At 34.4% G+C, this 15,761-nt stretch carries 12 protein-coding genes and 1 riboswitch; of the genes, 6 read left to right on the plus strand and 6 right to left on the minus strand.

Annotated features, from left to right (window positions below; genetic code table 11):
• Window positions 1-104 precede the first annotated feature (104 nt).
• Window positions 105-1,085: an aldo/keto reductase gene (locus tag BXU01_RS21775; protein ID WP_083695569.1), complete on the minus strand. Its 981-nt coding sequence runs from the start codon at window positions 1,083-1,085 to the stop codon at window positions 105-107.
• A gap of 179 nt (window positions 1,086-1,264) precedes the next feature.
• Between BXU01_RS21775 and BXU01_RS21780 the strand changes: the two genes are divergently transcribed.
• Window positions 1,265-2,161, plus strand: coding sequence for an AraC family transcriptional regulator (locus BXU01_RS21780; RefSeq protein ID WP_083695571.1), 897 nt, complete (start codon window positions 1,265-1,267; stop codon window positions 2,159-2,161).
• 31 nt (window positions 2,162-2,192) lie between these two features.
• Complete coding sequence (locus BXU01_RS21785) at window positions 2,193-3,776, plus strand: Na+/H+ antiporter (protein WP_083695574.1); 1,584 nt, start codon at window positions 2,193-2,195, stop codon at window positions 3,774-3,776.
• Between the two features lie 92 nt (window positions 3,777-3,868).
• On the opposite strand, the gene BXU01_RS21790 is transcribed toward BXU01_RS21785, so the two are convergent.
• Window positions 3,869-4,117: a hypothetical protein gene (locus BXU01_RS21790; protein WP_055093551.1), complete on the minus strand. Its 249-nt coding sequence runs from the start codon at window positions 4,115-4,117 to the stop codon at window positions 3,869-3,871.
• Between the two features lie 441 nt (window positions 4,118-4,558).
• On the opposite strand from BXU01_RS21790, the gene BXU01_RS21795 reads away from it, so the two are divergent.
• The gene (locus tag BXU01_RS21795; RefSeq protein ID WP_165689818.1) at window positions 4,559-5,077 is read left to right on the plus strand and encodes an NAD(P)-binding domain-containing protein; all 519 of its coding nucleotides are present in this window, start codon (window positions 4,559-4,561) and stop codon (window positions 5,075-5,077) included.
• Window positions 5,078-5,286: 209 nt separating this feature from the next.
• Here the strand turns inward: BXU01_RS21795 and BXU01_RS21800 are convergent, their stop codons facing one another.
• The 4 genes from BXU01_RS21800 to BXU01_RS21815 are packed head-to-tail and all read right to left on the minus strand — an operon-like array spanning window position 5,287 to window position 12,024.
• On the minus strand, window positions 5,287-7,569 hold the full coding sequence (locus BXU01_RS21800; RefSeq protein WP_083695579.1) for a DUF5074 domain-containing protein: 2,283 nt from the start codon (window positions 7,567-7,569) through the stop codon (window positions 5,287-5,289).
• A 26-nt stretch (window positions 7,570-7,595) separates the two neighbouring features.
• Window positions 7,596-8,813, minus strand: coding sequence for a cell surface protein (locus BXU01_RS21805; RefSeq protein ID WP_083695582.1), 1,218 nt, complete (start codon window positions 8,811-8,813; stop codon window positions 7,596-7,598).
• Window positions 8,814-8,833: 20 nt separating this feature from the next.
• Window positions 8,834-9,979 carry a DUF5074 domain-containing protein gene (locus tag BXU01_RS21810; protein ID WP_083695584.1) on the minus strand — a complete coding sequence of 382 codons (1,146 nt, stop codon included), beginning with the start codon at window positions 9,977-9,979 and terminating at the stop codon, window positions 8,834-8,836.
• Entirely contained in the window at window positions 9,976-12,024 is a 2,049-nt protein-coding gene (locus tag BXU01_RS21815; protein WP_083695587.1) for a TonB-dependent receptor, read from the minus strand. Before BXU01_RS21815 ends, BXU01_RS21810 begins: the two co-directional genes overlap by 4 nt.
• A gap of 110 nt (window positions 12,025-12,134) precedes the next feature.
• Window positions 12,135-12,345, minus strand: a riboswitch (cobalamin riboswitch).
• A 234-nt stretch (window positions 12,346-12,579) separates the two neighbouring features.
• Here BXU01_RS21815 and BXU01_RS21820 point away from each other — a divergent pair.
• From BXU01_RS21820 to BXU01_RS21830, 3 genes are read left to right on the plus strand one after another with little or no spacing between them, the layout of a single operon-like run.
• Window positions 12,580-13,710 (plus strand): NAD(P)/FAD-dependent oxidoreductase, encoded by a 1,131-nt coding sequence (locus tag BXU01_RS21820; protein ID WP_083695590.1) that lies wholly within the window; start codon window positions 12,580-12,582, stop codon window positions 13,708-13,710.
• Window positions 13,707-14,420 carry a methyltransferase domain-containing protein gene (locus tag BXU01_RS21825; protein ID WP_083695593.1) on the plus strand — a complete coding sequence of 238 codons (714 nt, stop codon included), beginning with the start codon at window positions 13,707-13,709 and terminating at the stop codon, window positions 14,418-14,420. The genes BXU01_RS21820 and BXU01_RS21825 overlap by 4 nt, the downstream gene beginning before the upstream one ends.
• Complete coding sequence (locus BXU01_RS21830) at window positions 14,417-15,469, plus strand: type III polyketide synthase (protein ID WP_083695596.1); 1,053 nt, start codon at window positions 14,417-14,419, stop codon at window positions 15,467-15,469. The genes BXU01_RS21825 and BXU01_RS21830 overlap by 4 nt, the downstream gene beginning before the upstream one ends.
• Window positions 15,470-15,761: the final 292 nt, after the last annotated feature.

The raw sequence follows: 15,761 nt of genomic DNA on the forward strand, positions 1-15,761 counted from the left end.
AAAATAACAGAAAAGAAACATTTACTTAAGAAATTCAAACAATTCGAATAGTATCATTTTTATTTTGATGCTGAATTTCCCTTATAAATAGGCGGTTTTGCTTTTTATTTGCCTACGGCTTTTTGTAAATGAGCAGGATAACGATCTCCTTGTATTGTGGTTTGTGCAAAAGCATCATCAATTTTTTTAATATCATCTGTTGAAAGATTTATAGATGCTCCGCTAATATTTTCTGTTAATCGGTGAGATTTTGTTGTACCTGGAATTGGTGCAATCCAAGGTTTTTGTGCTAATAGCCAGCCTAGGGCAATTTGTGCTGGAGTTGCTTCTTTTTGAGATGCGATTGCTGCTAGTAAATCTACCAGTTTTTGATTTGCTTTTCTGTTCTCTTCACTAAAACGAGGCAAATTATTTCTGAAATCAGTACTTTCGAAACTAGTATTCTCAGTTATTGCACCGGTTAAAAATCCTCTTCCTAACGGGCTAAAAGGTACAAAACCAATTCCTAATTCTTCAAGTGCCGGTAAAATTTCTAACTCAGGTTCTCTCCACCAAATCGAGTATTCGCTTTGCAAAGCGGTTACGGGCTGAACTGCATGCGCTTTTTTGATTGAGGAAACACTGGCTTCAGAAAGTCCGAAGTATTTTACTTTTCCTTCCTGAATAAGATCTTTAATCGTTCCCGCAACATCTTCCATTGGTACATCCGGATCAACCCTGTGCTGGTAGAATAAATCGATAACATCTGTGTTTAGCCTTCTTAAAGATTCTTCGGCAACTGCTCTGATATTTTCCGGACGGCTGTCTAATCCTTTTGTAGCATCTCCATCTTTAAAACCAAATTTGGTTGCAATTACCACTTCTTTCCTAAACGTTTTTAATGCTTCGCCTACCAACTGCTCATTAGCAATTCCGTATGCTTCGGCAGTATCAAAAAAGGTAATGCCTTGTTCATACGCTTCCCTGATTATTTTTATAGCTTGCTGTTTGTCTAATAAAGGACCGTAAGCATAACTTAATCCCATGCAGCCCAAACCCAGGGCAGAAACTTCTAAACCTTGTGTTCCTAATATTCTTGTTTTCATATGTATTATTTTTTGACTAATTTGTATTTCCTTTTGTCCATACAAAGTTCCTGTAATATCAAAAGCTTTCTTTTATACAGATTACTGTTATTATTACCATTTTTACTGATTTGAACAATCAGGCTAAAATGCTAATAATCTGAATACTATATTTGCACTATAAATTTAAAGAATACAAAATGGATCCTATTATAAAACTTGAAAAAATTGCTCAATACAATCAATTAAAGGGTATTGAGACCCAAAATCCATTAATAAGTGTATTTGATAATGCAAATACTAAAACATTACCCAATCATGCGCGTATGCATTTTAGTTTTTATGCTATATTTTTAAAAGCAGGCAATTGTGGTGAATTAAAATACGGACGCAATAATTATGACTATGATGATGGTACAATGGTGTTTGTTGCGCCGGGACAAGTTCTTGAAGTCAATAATCCGGATGATTATCAACCAACCGGACTTGTACTTTTATTTCATCCCGATCTTATAAAAGGTACTACACTGGCAAAAAATATAAACCAATATTCTTTTTTTTCTTACGATTCGCATGAAGCACTTCATTTATCTTTAAAAGAACAGCAAATTATAAAAGATTTATTTAGTAAATTAGAGTATGAATTAAGCCAGTCTATCGATAAACACAGCAAAAGTATCATTACCAATACTATTGAACTCTTGCTAAATTATTGTGTACGATTTTACGACAGGCAATTTATAACCCGTGAAAATATCAATACTGATATTTTATCAAAGTTTGAAAATGTATTAAACGATTATTTTCTATCCGAAAATGCCCAAAATACAGGTTTGCCTTCTGTGAGTTATTTTGCAGATCTTTTACATTTATCTCCTAATTATTTTGGTGATTTGATTAAAAAAGAAACCGGTAAATCTGCTCAGGAACATATTCAGTTAAAATTAATTAACTTAGCCAAAGAACGAATTTTTGATACTGATAAATCGATAAGTCAAATAGCCTTTGAACTGGGTTTTAAGTATCCGCAGCATTTTAATCGAATGTTTAAAAAGAATACCGGTTACACGCCTATCGAATACAGAAGCTTAAATTAAAACAACAGAAACCAAACCATAAACCACAAGAATGCTTGATAACTTTCCTTTTTACCTGGGTATATTAATTGTTATTTTATTGCTGATTATGTTAGCAAATAAAATAAAAGTTGCTTATCCTATATTACTTGTACTGGCCGGATTGGCAATTAGTTTTATTCCCGGAGTCCCTATTATAAATATCGAACCTGAACTGATCTTTTTTATTTTCCTGCCTCCGTTATTGTATGAAGCCGCATGGACAGTTTCCTGGAAAGAAATGTGGCGCTGGCGCAGGATCATCACCAGTTTTGCTTTTATCGTTGTTTTTGTTTCGGCATTGTCTGTAGCATTAGTGGCCAATTATATTATTCCGGGGTTTTCGCTGGCATTAGGTTTTGTTTTAGGCGGTATCGTTTCGCCACCGGATGCCGTAAGTGCGGGCGCAATTCTTAAATTTGTCAAAGTACCTAAAACTATTTCGTCCATATTAGAAGGTGAAAGCTTACTGAATGATGCCTCTTCGTTAATCATTTTTAGATTTGCCATGATTGCCGTGGCGACAGAACAGTTTATATTTTATAAAGCGGCGGCCAGTTTTAGCTGGATGATTATTGGCGGTGTGGCAATTGGTTTATTAATAGGCTGGCTTTTTATGAAAGCACATAAATATTTGCCTACAGATGCTAATGTCGATATCGTTTTATCATTGCTTACGCCATATATTATTTACCTCGCTGCTGAAGAAGTTCATAGTTCAGGTGTATTGGCAGTGGTTTGCGGCGGATTGCTTTTATCCAATAACAGACATCGTTTCCTGAGCAGTAAATCTCGTTTGCAGGGTATAAATGTTTGGGAAAGTTTTTGCTTTATATTAAATGGGTTTGTCTTTATGCTCATAGGTTTAGATTTACCACAAATTACAAAAGGTCTCGAAGTCGAAGCCGTAAGTATGTCAGCAGCAATTGGGTATGGAGTTCTTATTACGGCAGTTTTAATAATCAGCAGGATATTATCTACTTATGGCGCTGTAGTTGTTACCTTGATTGCACGCAATTTTATAACGGTTGCTGACAGAAGAAACCCGGGTTTAAAAACTCCTTTTATATTGGGCTGGACCGGAATGAGAGGCGTTGTTTCATTGGCAGCTGCTTTATCAATACCTGTATATCTAAATAATGGCAATGGTTTCCCGCAACGAAACCTAATCTTGTTCATCACGTTTATCGTTATTCTTTTAACACTCGTAATTCAGGGATTAACGCTGCCTTATTTTATCCGGAAAATTAAACTTAAAGATGTTTACGATGATGCTTTACCTCGTGATGAAGCTTATAAAGCCTTACGAAAAGAATTAGCAGAATATGCTTTAGAGTATCTAAAAACAAATTATAACGATCATGTTGCCACTAATATTTCATTACAGCAATTAATCCTGAAGTGGGAACAGCTGAGTAATGAAATCGATAATGAATCTATAAGTAAAGATTTAAAACATATTTATGTTGATTTGCTAAACCAGCAAAGGCAATGGCTGATTAATAAAAACAGAACAGATCAGACTCTGGATGAATCTATTATCAGGCGCCAAATGCATTATCTGGATATTGAAGAAGAAAAGTTACGCTATATCTAAATTGACTTTACTACACAGTTAATTTGCCTGTATTACTATTTAAAAAAAGTGAACTTAAGCCCTTGTCATTTAATAAATTAAAACAAAGCAAATTACCTAAAAAGTGTTATAGTATCTGCCAGATTCTCTCTGTTGATGAATTCAGTAATAAATTCATGAACTTCATTTTTAGTCTCAAGCGGAGTTTCAAAAGAATTGATATGATATTCATCGTCCTGGTCCAGAATATGGATAATTTCTGTGTATCCTTTAGAAATTAAAGTGCCCTTTAATTTAATGATATTCAACTGTTGTTGACCATCTAATTCCTTGCGGACTTTTAGTTTTATAGCTTTTTCCATATTGAATGTTTTTAAATTAATTTTATAGGAATTATTCTCAAATATAAAAATTAATCAGTTTCAAATAGTGTTAAAATTTAAAATACAATACACTACTTATCAACACATTACAAAGACAATTGTCAGTTTTATTTTATTTTAAATATTTAATAAATTTCATATTCATTTAAGTTAAAAAACTATCAAATTATATCATTTCGTCCCAAAATTACGTCCATTTACTCGCTTTAAAGAAGCATTCACCTATTATCAGGCTATTATGACAAAAACAGGTGTTTCTACGTGAAAAAGGTTCCTAATAAATTTCTAACTTCAAACCTGTTAAGAAAGTAGTTTTTTTCTTAATTGTCAATGAAACTTTTAAGCTTTAAGATTACATATAGTTATGAACATTTCTTATTTCATTGTTTGTGTTATAAGAATAAAAATGGAGAAAAAATCATGAAAATAGGAATTATAGGAGTTGGAAATATAACATTGGAGTTAGCCAACAGATCAGCACAATCCGGACATGAAGTATTAATAAGTAATCCGCGTGGTACAAGTACTATAAAAGATTTGGTGCAAAATATGGGAACCAATGTAAAACTGGTTCATACATGCGAAGCCGCAACAGCCGAAATTATAATAGTATTTCTTCCTCGTGAAAATCTTGAAGTTTCTATACATGATTTACCGGATATGACGGGAAAAATAATCCTGCATACAAACAATCCTATCTTTAATGTAAATACGATTTCGTCAACTACTTCAGACCAATCATCATGCTCTCTTTTAGCTTCATTATTGCCTACTTCTCATGTTGTAAAAGTATTTAATCCTTTAGAGCCTATAGTAATGAATCATAACAGGACTAAAATATTCTTTACAGGAGAAGATCAAAAAGCAAAGAATAACGTAAAAGCTTTTCTGTACACTTTAAATTTGTCGGGAATTGATCTTTCAGAATTAAATACGTAGCGTGGTTTGAAATATATGACGCTCCTATGGAGCTTGAATACTTATGAAACCTTGAAATATTTGCTATAAATATTACGCTCCTATGGAGCTGGAAAATAATAATTTCCTGCGAAATATAAAATGATATAAAATGAAACTTACATATATAAAAAACCCTTTACCAGATAGTAAAGGGGTTTCTTTTTATTATTCAAAGAAAGTTATCCTGATTAATTTTTGATAAACTTCTGCGTGTATTTCGCTTTATCAGTCACGATATTAATAATGTACATTCCTTTTATAAAATTACTTACATTAATTTGGTTATTCGCAACTGTTGCCTGTATTGTTTTTCCTGTAACATCATAAACAAATACTTGCAGTACTTCATCTTCCGTTTGGATATTTAGAATTTCTGAAACCGGATTAGGATAAATTGCCAGGTTTAATTTCTTAAATTCTCCGGTTCCTAAAGTAGTATTCACATTTACCGCAACGGATTTTTCAACTACTTTACCATTAGAATTAAAACTTATTACGACAGTAGCACTACCTTGGTTTTTTGGAGTCAGGATCAATTCGTCATTCGTATTTATGACTGCCGAAACAACATCGTTATCACTATTTGACTTTACCGTTTTTACAATAGCAACAGATAAATTATCTGTATCAGAAACAACCGTTTTTAAGTCGATTACTGTTGGCGTATTTACTGAAACCTGCGATGGTAATGCTGTACTTACAACAGGCGCAATATTATCAGGGAAAACCGTAACGGCCGGAAACCAGTAATAATCATCTAAAACCTTCGTATTGATTAAAGTTCCAGAAGTATTATAAGTATGAATCCAGTTTTTTTGGTAATGTGCTCCGTATCCGCTTTCTGTAGTATTTAGAATTAAATTGTCAGATACAGGATCGACACGTAATGCTGCTCCGTAAGGAATTTGCTTGTACGTACCTGTTTGCCCCGGAATTGCTGCAAAATTTTCATTGAAGGTTTTTGTCGCAACATCAAATCTCACAATTTGTGTTCCTGAATTAAAACTATTAATCGAGTTAATCCAGTACAAAGCATTTTGCTGAGTGCTATAAGTAAAGGTTCCTGCATTCCAGGCTCCCCATGCCCCAATATATTTAGTTGTAGGAATTGCGTATGTTGTTGTTGCAAAAGTAGCGGCATCAACATTGACTATTTTTTGATCCTGGATTGCCCAGATACTTCCGTCTTTTGCCTGAACAATGGAGTGAAATGCACCTGCAATAGTTTTAATTACAGTATTTGTATTAGGATCAATTACTAAAACTCCGGTATTTTGTTTTACTGCAAATACATATTGAGAAGTACGGATCATATTCCCAATTTGTCCCGCGTATTGACTTCCGCCACCAGTTGCAGGTATCAGAGATCCTACTTGCATATTAGCAATATCAAAAGTAAAAATTCCGTTTGAAGCACCAATGTAGCCCAGGTTTTCGTTGACCCCTACAAAAGAACGTCCGTCTCCGCCGCCAATAGTATTAAATCCGGCAATTTTCTGCATGTTTTTTGCATCGGCAACAACCAGTCTTCCACCTGGAGTGTACATACTGTCTCCGCCATCTGCGGCTTGTTTTGAGATAAAGTAAAATTTATCTCCGTAAATTGTTCCGTATTGTGTCGTTGCACCAAAAGCCTGACTGTTATTTACAGTACTATATACTCTATAATTGATACTGCCATCGTTATTAACAAAATTTACAGATCCGTTTGTATGCCCGAACCATTCTTCGTTTACTACAAAAAATCCGTTGGTAAAATCTGTTGCCATCACATATGGTGTAACCGGAGTAAATGTAGATTGAATAGGAAACTCCTCAAATGATGGTCTAAAACTCCAGGCATCCCAGGAACCATTCTCTAAAACACGACTGCTAACTCCCACACTTGAGTAACCAAAATCAGCATTAGCAGGATCTTTCACATTATATGACCAATAGCCATTTGTGTACCATCCTGATTGCCAGTGATCATTTGCATCTATAGCAGTATAATTATCAAAATCATAAACGGTAGTATTTATAATACCATTTACCGGATAATAAGGATACGTTACATTTCCATCTTTATAAAGTCCGTTACTATTTGCACCATTTAGGTCGAAGCCTAATCCTCCAAGAGCAGTCCCAAATTGTGTTCCCTGATAAAGTAAAGAGAAAAAACGGTGATCTGCTTTTAAAATTGCTTTCATCATATCTTCACCCGTTGCGGTACCATCCCATCTAAATCCCCAAACTAAGGCATCAGAATTTTTACCGTCATTCCACTGTATTACAAACGCAGCCTGATTAGAACCTGTACCTACCCAATATTGAATATCAGCAAAAGTAGTTGTATTTGCAACAGCTTTTTTAGTGCTTTTTGCAGTTGTATTTTGTTTAAGATCTGGTCGCGGTATTCCTTGTACGGTTACCTGCGCATTGCCAAGAAAGGCAAAAAACAGCATTATTAGTAAAAAGTAATTTTTCTTCATGTTATAGTTAATTTAAAAATTTATTATTATTTAAGATGTAAGTCATATGCTCCTGCCACTTCTGTAGAAACTTCTCCCAGCCAGCCAGCTTCCTGGTTGATTGCTGTATATATTTTTATGAAATCTATTCCGGGAAGTTTTACATAATTTCCGTTTTTATCTACCGCCCATGAAATATCTATATTCGATGCTTCGTCATTATTTGGGGCATTATCTGCATAACCAAAATCGAATGATTTCCCTACCCAATAATTACCTGTACCACTTTGATCGTAAAAATTATCCTGAATTCTTGTTCCTTTCAAAGTATAAGACGATTCAGCAATCCAGAGTGGGTAATAACTTTGTTCGTGAAACGCATTTTTAGATTTATATCCTGTATTGCCCAGATTATCCTGCCATTTGACATATTCTTTATCCATTTGCCAGAATTCCTCTCCTGCAACGGCTGCTTTGTTAGGATCCGGTTTCATATAAGTAACACTGTAATTTTTCAGGGTTGTGTTTTTAAAATATTCACTTCCTGCAATTTCATACCATTCGTCATCGTCGGGTTTTCCGTTTTTATTTTTGTCGTAAGCCACTACGATAATTCCAGCTTCACAAGATCCTGAACGGGCCTCACTGGCTTCGCTTCCCCAAAATGCGTTTCCTAAAACCTTAAAATCGCGTCCGTTCATATTCGGGATTGTATGATCAAAACCCAATACAACATATCCGCCAAAACCGCCTAAGGAAACCATACTGGTATTTGAACCAACGAGGGCTTTTTTTGCTGCACTGATAAGATTGGCTTCTGTATTTCCGGCTACATACTGTGGAATTTCGTTTGTAAACTGCCCAATTGCCGGACGAAAATCCAATACATTTGCTATGTATTTGCTGTATGTTCCGGCTTCTTTAGTCACATTAATGACAGAAGTATAGGTTTTTACCACTCCATTACTTTCTACTTTTAAAGTCAGTGGATAATTTTTTTGATACGGACTAATAAAATCCAACTGTGCATTTTGCGAAATAACAGAATCATTAACACTCCAGGTTACCTGAAAATTTGTACCTAAATTCGGGACAATATTCAGCACCTTAAATCGGTCAATTGTATAAGATTCCTTAAGTACTTCTACAGGAGGTTCAACTACTAAATCTTCTTCGTTATCAGTTCCGCAGGCAATAAACTGCAGTAGAAAAATGGTTCCAAAGATGATTTTTAAAATCTTAAAAGAATGTCTTTTCGTATTCATAAAATTTATTTTTTGTTCTTTTATTTTTTAGTTATAAATGCCATATGAGCAGGAATATTCCCGGCGGTAGTTTTCCATTTTAATTTACCTTCGGGAGTAAAACAATAGATATAGCCTGTTACCACATAATTCTGGGCATCTGTGATATAAATTTCTTTTGTTTCCGGATTTACCTGAAGTCCATACGGAATCATTATTTGCTTATCTGTTCCGTCTGTAATGACTTTATCGCTGATTATTTTCTTGGTCTTTGTGTCTAAAATTCCGTATGTCACTTTATTGCTGTTTGTGAGGTAACTCCATGATACACTATAGAAATAGAGTAAATCATCGACAAGGCACATTCCGGAAACAGGAATATCGAGCTGTAGTTTTTTCTCGTCTGTTTTGCTGTCAATTACAAAAAGATTAGAAGGTATTGTATAATAATCGCCTCTTGAACTTACATAAATATCACCTCTGCTGTCTATTTGCATACTTGAAAGGTTTATACCAACATCTATTTTTTTTGTTTCGGTAAAAGTTTCAAGATCAACTACAGATACGGTTCTGTCGTAATTAGGAACTCTGTAACCGCCGGAATTTGCTACATAAAGTTTACCATCGTGAACAACCATTTGTTCCGGCTGATATCCTACTGTTACTTTTCGTTTTATTTCTAATGATGTGGTATCGATCTCTGCAACAAAACCAATTTCTGCATTTGGATTAATCGCTACAGGACCAGAATAAGAACTTACATAAGCTTTGTTTTTATAAAAAGCGACATAACGACAATTGGGAATGTCTATTTTTTTGATGCGTTTTGCAGACCATTTATCAATTACTTCTACTTTATTCGAACAATTGATTACGGCATACACTTTATTACCGTATATTTTTATGTCGTTGCCTACATCTCCTAATTCTTTTACAACTTCAGGATTTCGTTCCGAATAAATATCTGTGGTATAGTTTCCTGTTCTGTAATTAAATACATCGATACTGGCGCGGTTCATTCCCATATTGCCTTCATTAAGAAGATAAAAACCTTCTATATTGCCATCGCTTCTTGGCGCAGCAACGCTTTTTTCTGACGATGGAAAAATAGTTTCTTCTTCCCTGCAAGAAACAAAAGCCAGCGCTATAAATAAACTGAGGAATAACTTTGTGGCTGTCTTTTTCATAGCTCAATACTGATTATAAATTTTAGCGTACGTCCCGGCATCGGATAATTGTAAATTACTTCGTACTGCTGATTGAGGACATTGTTGAGTTCTACTGCGCCTTTCATTTTATAATGCTCAAAAGCAAAAGATTTCTGTACCGCAAGATCATGCGTGTACCAAGGCTGTACTTCGTTTACCTTTATATTATTGACGTTACCGTTGTATCGTTTCCCTACGTATATAAAACTGTAGTTAAAATTCCAGGTTTTGTAATCTGCATTCAAAATTCCGGATCCGCTATGCCACGGAGTATACGGAATCTGGTCTCCATAAGAGGATAATTCCAGACCGGCAAATTTGGTGTAATCCCTGTTTTCAGAATAAGTATAAGTAAGATTGGTTGTCAGGTTTACGTTGTCAATATGCATTCCCATATTAAGTACAGTTTCAATTCCTTTTCCTTTAACCTGTCCAATATTGGTCATCATCCATCGAAACAAATTTCCTGTTGGCGCGGCTACAATTTTATCTTTCGTATTGGTATAATATCCATCTACCTGAAAAGATACTTTATCAAAAAAGCTTTTTCCTACCAATATATTATAGGTAAAACCAACGTCGTATTGATTCATATATTCTGGTCTTAAAGTACTTGAGCCAACCATTGTATAGTATAAATCATTAAAAGTGGGCATTCTGAAAATACGTTTTGCAAATGCTCTCACATTAAAATCATATGCTTTAAAAGGGGTATATCCTAAAAATAATGCAGGAGTAAATTCAGTTTTATCCGGTGCTTTTGCGTTGTATCGCACTTCTTCCTGAACGTGTGTTCCTACAACACTACCCAAAGCTTTAAATGCACCTAATCTATAGGAACTTGCGAGAGAAAATAATGCGGTGTAACGTTCCGGAAATGAGAATTGGGTTTGTATGCCTCGTCGTGTTGCATTTAATCTGTTGTATTGAAAATCTGTAGACAGCGAAATATCCCAAGTGGGTAATATACTGTACATATTAACGGCAGAAACATAATATTCCTGCTGGAAATAGCTATCGTCAGATTGTGCGCCTTCGGTAACGATTTCTCCTAATATATTGGTCGTATCCCTGGCTACATAATGGGTATAATCATAGGCATATTTTGCTTTTGCCTGAAACTTATATCTTTTGGTAAAATCTTTAATTAAAGTTCCCTGTGCAAAAAAATTCTTGTCGTATTGTCTGAAACCGTCTGAAAATTTATTTTCTACAATTGCTCCCGGCGCACCTCTCTCCGAATCATAATAATATATTTTGGCATCCCACGAACCATTATTCATTTTTGCGTAAAGACCAGATTCAAATCTTAAGGCTTCAATATCACTGTTCATTCTGGTTGCTGTAGTATCATAAGCTACGGTACCATCGAGATTTTTTCTTTTATATCTGAATTTATATTGTCCGTTAGACTTAATATATTCTGAACTTACACTCAGGCTTACTTTATCACTCAGTTTTTGTTCTAATCGAAACGACGGATCAAAGTAATTGATCGACATGGTTTTGAACCTAACTAATAAATTTGTTTTTTTATCACCTTCAAAAACTGGTCGTTTGGTTCTTAAATAAATGGTAGATGCTGCAGAAAAATCTTTAGCCGATTGAAAAATTTCACTTTTTTGTCCGTTATACATCGTTAGGGATTCCATATCATCAAGAGAATATTTCCCTAAATCCGTAACTCCGTTTTGGGCATTCCCCAATTGTACACCATCATAAAAAACACCTACATGATGCGTACCCATATTACGAACATCAACAGTTTTAAGTCCGCCAAGTCCGCCGTAATCCTTGATTTGGACTCCTGCAAAATACCTCAGGGCATCAGCAACATTATGGCTGGCTAAATTTTCGAGTAGTTTGCCGGAGAGACTCTGTACGGGAATCACTTCCTGATAGGGTTTTCCTTTTAGAATTACTTCTTTTAAAACCCGCAAACTATCATTAGATACTTGTGAGTGAATCACAAATGGGGCAAAAAACAGGAAAATAAATAAGAGTATTTTTTTTGTATTATACATCACTGATTTAATTAAATAAATTCCGCGGATGTATTCAAAAAGCAAAAAGAGAGAATCCCGTTATACAATAACAGGTCAATTCTTGTTGTTCAACTTTATTCCACGAAAGTCTTAAACTATGTGATTGTGGCAGGTCTCCTGACTTGTTCCATCTTTAAAACAACCTTCTCATCCGCCGTGGCGAACAATGGCATGAGTAACGTTTAAAGACTTATATAGAACTTACAGTAGCGGGTCTGTTCAGGATTTACACCTGATTCCCTTTTAACTATTCTTTTCGAATTCTTTCAAAAACAATAGACCAAAATCTGGTGCAAATATATAATTATCTTTAGAAAGAATAAAAGTTATTCTATAATATTATGATTCTTTCAATAAAAAAAGATTTTCACTACATAAAATGCAAAATGACAATACTAGTGTTTTTTAAATAATATAGGTAGAAATATATTTTTCTTATGACGGCTAAATTTGATATATCATATGAAAATTTTAGAATAAACTCTTCTTAATATTATAACTACTTCTTAAATTTAATAGTTAAATTGCTGAGGTATGAAAACAAATCCGGATGTACTTATTATTGGTGGTGGTCTTGCCGGTTTGGCTGGAGCTTTGCACTTATCCCAAGAGGGATTAAAAGTAATGCTGATCGAAAAATCAAGCTATCCCAAACATAAAGTATGCGGCGAATATGTATCAAATGAAATCCTGCCTTATCTAAATTGGCTTAAAGCCGATGTTTCAAAATTAGGTCCCACAACTATTGATAAATTTGAATTTTCGACACGTAACGGAAAAATGGCTTCGGCTAATCTTCCGTTAGGCGGTTTTGGTATCAGCAGATATGAACTGGATAATTTTTTATACCAAAAAGCAATCGAAAATGGCTGCACCATTATTAATGAAACCGTTACCACAGTTTCTTTTGAAAATGATTTGTTCACAATTACAACTCCAAACCAAATTGTAACAGCAAAAATGGTTCTTGGCGCTTATGGCAAACGATCTAATATTGATCAGGTTTTATCGCGTGATTTCTTTATTAAAAAATCATCCTGGTTAGCTGTCAAAGCGCATTATAAAGGTAAATTTCCTGATGATGTTGTGGCGCTGCATAATTTTGAAGGAGGATATTGTGGTATTTCTAAAGTCGAAAATGATATTATAAATATTTGCTATCTGGCAGATTATGCCACTTTTAAGCAATATAAAAACATCGAAGAGTATCAGCAAAATGTATTGTATAAAAACAAGCATCTTAAAAATGTTTTTGAAAATAGTTCCCTTCTTTTTGATAAACCAATCACGATAAGTCAGATCTCTTTTGATAAAAAGCTGCCTGTTGAAAATCATATATTAATGGTTGGCGACACGGCTGGACTTATTCATCCTTTATGCGGCAACGGAATGGCGATGGCAATACACAGCGCTAAAATAGCATCAGAATTAATATTGGATTACTACAATGGAAAAATTACATCGAGGGATGAACTGGAAAAAAAATACAGCCAAAACTGGACAAAACATTTTGGTAAACGCTTGTTCATGGGTAGGATTTTGGCAAAGGTTTTAAGAAACAAAACAATTACGAATGCTTTGATTGCCTTTACAGTTGCAATACCTAAACTTTTGCCCGCAATAATAAAACAAACACATGGTAAACCCATATTGATTAATTCATGAGCATAAATACCAAATACAGAACACAGGAAACGGAGATTATGGATGATTTTTTTCTGGAGGGAAAAGAATTACAGCAAGCTCTTAACAAAATTGCCCATATCAATCAATTATTAGGCGGTAATAAACTCACGCTTCATGGAATAAAAAAATTATTAAAAAAATCTGATACTTCTAAAGTTATCACAATTGCAGATATAGGCTGCGGAAATGGCGATATGCTGCGAATGATAGCCGATTATGGACAAAAGAATAATCTAAATTTTAAACTTATTGGCATTGATGCAAATGCTTTTACAGTTAATTATGCGCGATCATTATCAACGCAATACTCAAATATTGACTATATCTGTATGGATATTTTTAGTGATGCTTTTGACCTGATTCAATATGATATTGTTTTATGTACGCTTACGCTGCATCATTTTTCTGATGAGCAGATATTAAATATAATTACTACCTTTAATAGCAATGCCAGAATTGGAATTGTTATTAATGATTTGCATCGCAGCAAATTAGCTTATCGTCTCTTTGAATTAATTTGTGTTGTTTTTAATTTAAACAGCATGTCGCGTGAAGATGGACTTGTATCGATATTAAGGGGATTTAAGAAAAAAGAACTGGAGGATTTCTCTAAAAAACTAAATTTAAAAAACTATACCATAAACTGGAAATGGGCTTTTCGTTACCAATGGATAATTGCTAAAAAATGAGTGTAAAAATTATAACTGTTGCTAAGCAACTACCCCAATATTCGCGTGAAACTGCAGATATACTTCCTTTTCTGGACGGCTGGCTGCAGGGACAGGATGAACGTTTTATAAAAAAAGTAAAAAAAATATTTGAAGGAGCAGCTGTAGACAAGCGCTACTCTATTATGGATCCCGAAGAGGTTTTTACGGCAACATCTTTTGAAGATAAAAATGATATTTACTGTCGGGAAATGATCATTTTGGGTGAGCAGGTATTAGAAAAAGCACTCAAAAAATCAGGTTGGGATCCTCAAAGCCTTGATTATATTATTACGGTGAGCTGTACCGGAATTATGATTCCGTCATTAGATGCTTACCTCATCAATAAAATGAAGTTAAAACAGGATATCGTTCGCCTTCCAGTGACAGAAATGGGTTGTGCTGCAGGAATATCCGGTATTATATATGCTAAAAATTTCCTGAAAGCAAATCCCGGAAAGCGTGCAGCGGTTATAGCGGTTGAATCTCCTACGGCAACATTTCAGCTGGATGATTTTTCTATGCCTAATATTGTGAGTGCGGCAATTTTTGGTGATGGAGCTGCCTGTGCCCTTCTATCTTCTTATGAAGACGATAAAGGACCTGAAATTCTGGACGAAGAAATGTATCATTTTTATGATGCAGAACATATGATGGGATTTAAATTGACCAATAGCGGTTTGCAAATGGTTCTGGATATTGAAGTTCCGGATACTATTGCTTCTCATTTTGGCGATATCATTCATCCGTTCCTGAAAAAAAATAATCTTGAAATTCAGAATATTGACCATATGATATTTCATCCGGGCGGAAAAAAGATAGTTACAACAGTAGAATCTCTTTTCTCCGGATTAGGTAAAAATATCGATCATACAAAAGAAGTGCTTAAGCAATATGGTAATATGTCTAGCGCAACAGTTTTATATGTTTTAGAACGTATTATGGATGGAAATCCAAAAGCGGGAGAAAAAGGATTAATGCTGAGTTTTGGTCCCGGATTTTCGGCTCAACGTGTTTTACTGCAATGGTAATAGTAACTAATTGAATTTGACTGTGGAATATTGTTATATAAAATTAGACTCAGATTTTACTGATTCGCTAAGCGAAGACGCGGATTTAAACGGATTTAATTCATTTAAAATATTGAAATTTTGTTTACTTTAAATTAAGAAAAAAATCCGTTTTTATCCGCGTTTTTACAAAGTAAATCCGTTTTATCCGCGTACAATTAGACATCAACTTATTAAACGAAAAATAAAGGAAAAGACACTGATTAAAACGGATTTAATTCATTTTGAATTAAGAAAAAAAAACGTTTTTATC

Source organism: [Flexibacter] sp. ATCC 35103 (assembly GCF_001975985.1).
Classification (GTDB): Bacteria; Bacteroidota; Bacteroidia; order Flavobacteriales; family Flavobacteriaceae; genus Flavobacterium.

Coding starts and splice junctions, on each gene's coding strand:
- BXU01_RS21820 (WP_083695590.1), top strand. CDS start 12,580: ATGAAAACAAATCCGGATGTACTTATTATTGGTGGTGGTCTTGCCGGT.
- BXU01_RS21825 (WP_083695593.1), top strand. CDS start 13,707: ATGAGCATAAATACCAAATACAGAACACAGGAAACGGAGATTATGGAT.
- BXU01_RS21795 (WP_165689818.1), top strand. CDS start 4,559: ATGAAAATAGGAATTATAGGAGTTGGAAATATAACATTGGAGTTAGCC.
- BXU01_RS21780 (WP_083695571.1), top strand. CDS start 1,265: ATGGATCCTATTATAAAACTTGAAAAAATTGCTCAATACAATCAATTA.
- BXU01_RS21800 (WP_083695579.1), bottom strand. CDS start 7,569: ATGAAGAAAAATTACTTTTTACTAATAATGCTGTTTTTTGCCTTTCTT.
- BXU01_RS21805 (WP_083695582.1), bottom strand. CDS start 8,813: ATGAATACGAAAAGACATTCTTTTAAGATTTTAAAAATCATCTTTGGA.
- BXU01_RS21790 (WP_055093551.1), bottom strand. CDS start 4,117: ATGGAAAAAGCTATAAAACTAAAAGTCCGCAAGGAATTAGATGGTCAA.
- BXU01_RS21830 (WP_083695596.1), top strand. CDS start 14,417: ATGAGTGTAAAAATTATAACTGTTGCTAAGCAACTACCCCAATATTCG.
- BXU01_RS21785 (WP_083695574.1), top strand. CDS start 2,193: ATGCTTGATAACTTTCCTTTTTACCTGGGTATATTAATTGTTATTTTA.
- BXU01_RS21815 (WP_083695587.1), bottom strand. CDS start 12,024: ATGTATAATACAAAAAAAATACTCTTATTTATTTTCCTGTTTTTTGCC.
- BXU01_RS21810 (WP_083695584.1), bottom strand. CDS start 9,979: ATGAAAAAGACAGCCACAAAGTTATTCCTCAGTTTATTTATAGCGCTG.
- BXU01_RS21775 (WP_083695569.1), bottom strand. CDS start 1,085: ATGAAAACAAGAATATTAGGAACACAAGGTTTAGAAGTTTCTGCCCTG.